This window comes from Nocardia sp. NPDC004722, assembly GCF_053601505.1.
Genome location: NZ_JBSGBY010000888.1, coordinates 1 through 2,522, shown reverse-complemented (window position 1 = coordinate 2,522; position 2,522 = coordinate 1). Strand labels below are relative to the sequence as shown.

At 67.8% G+C, this 2,522-nt stretch carries 5 protein-coding genes; 3 read left to right on the top strand and 2 right to left on the bottom strand.

The annotated features are described in order from the left end of the window. Both ACWELQ_RS43565 and ACWELQ_RS43560 read left to right on the top strand, forming a co-directional pair. The coding region (locus ACWELQ_RS43565; protein ID WP_452402831.1) for a hypothetical protein at window positions 1-212 on the top strand (212 nt) is incomplete at its 5' end. A gap of 187 nt (window positions 213-399) precedes the next feature. Then, window positions 400-966 carry a TetR/AcrR family transcriptional regulator gene (locus tag ACWELQ_RS43560; RefSeq protein ID WP_452402830.1) on the top strand — a complete coding sequence of 189 codons (567 nt, stop codon included), beginning with the start codon at window positions 400-402 and terminating at the stop codon, window positions 964-966. Window positions 967-985: 19 nt separating this feature from the next. On the opposite strand, the gene ACWELQ_RS43555 is transcribed toward ACWELQ_RS43560, so the two are convergent. Then, window positions 986-1,585 carry a DUF4291 domain-containing protein gene (locus ACWELQ_RS43555; RefSeq protein WP_452402829.1) on the bottom strand — a complete coding sequence of 200 codons (600 nt, stop codon included), beginning with the start codon at window positions 1,583-1,585 and terminating at the stop codon, window positions 986-988. A gap of 60 nt (window positions 1,586-1,645) precedes the next feature. Further along, window positions 1,646-1,951, bottom strand: coding sequence for a hypothetical protein (locus ACWELQ_RS43550; RefSeq protein ID WP_452402828.1), 306 nt, complete (start codon window positions 1,949-1,951; stop codon window positions 1,646-1,648). Between the two features lie 86 nt (window positions 1,952-2,037). On the opposite strand from ACWELQ_RS43550, the gene ACWELQ_RS43545 reads away from it, so the two are divergent. After that, the coding region (locus ACWELQ_RS43545) for a TetR family transcriptional regulator (protein WP_452402827.1) at window positions 2,038-2,522 on the top strand (485 nt) is incomplete at its 3' end.

Sequence of the window (2,522 nt, the reverse complement as noted above, 5' to 3'; positions counted from 1 at the left end):
CCCTGGACGGCACCCAGACCTTCGACATCGAGGGCATCACCAAGCTGAACGTGGGTGTGACACCGAAGACCATGAAGGTGACCGCCACCAAGGAGAACGGCGAGAAGGTCGTCTTCGACGCGGTCGTCCGCATCGACACCCCCGGTGAGGCGGACTACTACCGCAACGGCGGCATCCTGCAGTACGTGCTGCGCAACATGATTCGCGGCTAGTCACCGCGATATCGCCTCGGTCTTCGAAGGGCTGTTTCGAGGCCGAGTCGTGGTGGTGAGCGACGGTTCGCCCGTCGCTCACCACGCGGCCCCGTCCGGGCCGCTTCGCTCGTCGCTCGTGCGGGTTCTCCGATTTGGTCGCAAGATCGATAAGGAGAACCCGCACAACACGTTTCGGAGGAGTCCAGTGCCCAAGGTCAGTGACGACCACCTCGCCGCCCGGCGCAGCCAGATTCTCGACGGAGCGCGTAGCTGCTTCGCGGAGTTCGGCTACGAGGGCGCGACCGTGCGTCGCCTCGAAGAAGCCACCGGCCTGTCACGGGGCGCCATCTTCCACCACTTCCGCGACAAGGACGCGTTGTTCCTGGCGCTGGCCCAGGAGGACGCGGGCCGCATGGCCGAAGTCGCCGCCACCCAGGGCCTCATCCAGGTCATGCGTGACATGCTCGCCCGCCCAGAGGATTTCGACTGGCTGGGCACCCGCCTCGAGATCGCCCGCCGCCTGCGCAACGACCCGGAGTTCCGCACCAACTGGGAAGAACGCTCCACCGAGCTCACCGCGGCCACGGTGGCCCGCCTGGAACGCCGCAAGGCCGCCGGCGCGCTGCGCGACGATGTCCCCACCGAGGTCATCCTCGGCTACCTCGACCTCGTCCTCGACGGCCTCATCGCCCGCATCGCCTCCGGCCACGCCAACGACAACCTCGAATCGGTGCTGGATCTGGTGGAAGCCTCGGTCCGCCGCAAGCAGTGAGGATCCGCCACCCGCGCCTTCAGTTCCGGGTGGCCCCAACCCTTTCCGCGAGTTCGGGTGCGAGCGGATACACCCGCTCGGGCGGGAGCAGATCGCGCACCCGGTCCGCCCGGCCCGCGCGCAGGTGGGCGGACATCTTGTGCACCGCAGGTGTCAGATCTCGGATCTCGACGGTCCAGTCGTTGACGTACTGCTCGATGATGTGCCGTGACAGCCCGACCTGAATGCTGCGGTGGTCGAGCTTCGCTCCCCGCAGCGAGTATTCCGGATCCCATTGCACGTGTACGACGGCGTGCCGGAACAGCCTGCGCCACTCCTCGTTTCCGGTGTACACGCGGCGTTCGGGACTGGTGAGCGCCGCCTGCCCCAACGCCTCCTCCCACCCCGCCCGCGTGATCCGCACGGCCAGGATGCGCTCCTGCCCGGGCTTGCGCGCCCAGTTGCTGCGCTGCATCAACCACCGGAACGAGGGCTTGATCCAGGTCATGCGGCCGGTCGAGAACGGCGGCAGAAACCGTTGCGCCGCTACCGCGACGTCGGCGATGGCCGCCGCGTATGCCTGATAGACCACGATGGTGTCGCGGTCGTAGTCGGCCCTGATCTCGAAATTGCCCGTCACAGGCGGGCACGGTATCGGCACCCCGGCCGTGTCCACCAGCCAATTTCGGACCCCGTGACATTACGGATTCGGCAGGCGCAGCGCGTCATTCAACCGGAACGCGCCGCGCCGACCGTGGAATGCGGTCATGACGAGCGCCCCTGCGCCGAGGGCGAAGGCACCCGGCCAAGGGTGATCGGAGAGTTGCGCGGCGGTGGCGAGAAGCGCCGCGAGGATCAGGCCGAGCCAACCTGCGAGCGCGTTGCGGAGCGGCGAGTTGCCCAGGACATTCGGGAACTCCTCGCCGAGTAGACCTTTGATGAAATGCGGCAGGGCGTTGGTGCCCATGATGCCTGCGAGAGTGGCGAATACGAGTGTGGACCACATGGGGACCCTCTTCGGTTTCAGTCAACAGCGGTAGACCGAAAGTACCCGCGCGGGACGGCTTCGGTCAACGGCCGTAGACTGAATCGATGGATCCAGCCACCAACCGCGCTCGGCAACGACGGAATACCGAGGCCCGGATTCTGGCGGCGGCAGAACGGCTCTTTGCCGAGTCCGGGTACGACCGCACCACGATTCGGGCGATCGCCGCCGCGGCGGACACCGATCCGGGGCTGGTGATGCGGTATTTCGGGTCCAAGGAGGAACTTTTCGCACGGGCCGCGACGGTCGGGGCCGGGGAGCCGATCGCAGGCACCCCCGCCCAGGCCGCCGAACTGTTGCTCGCGGCACTGCAAGCCAAGCTCGAGGACCAGCCGGTGAACGCGCTCGCCGCCATTCGATCGATGCTGACGCACGCCGATGCCGCCGAGGCGGTGCGTGCCGCCATGGCCGAGCAGCAGCGGCACGCCGCGGGACATCTGGCGGCCGACGAGGCCGAGTTGCGGGCCGGACTGCTCGGCGCGGTCACCCTCGGCGTGGTGATCGGCCGCCATCTGCTGCAGCTGGACGGGCT

Excerpts from the sequence above, each read along its gene's own strand:
- ACWELQ_RS43550 (WP_452402828.1), bottom strand. The coding sequence starts at position 1,951 with ATGTGGTCCACACTCGTATTCGCCACTCTCGCAGGCATCATGGGCACC.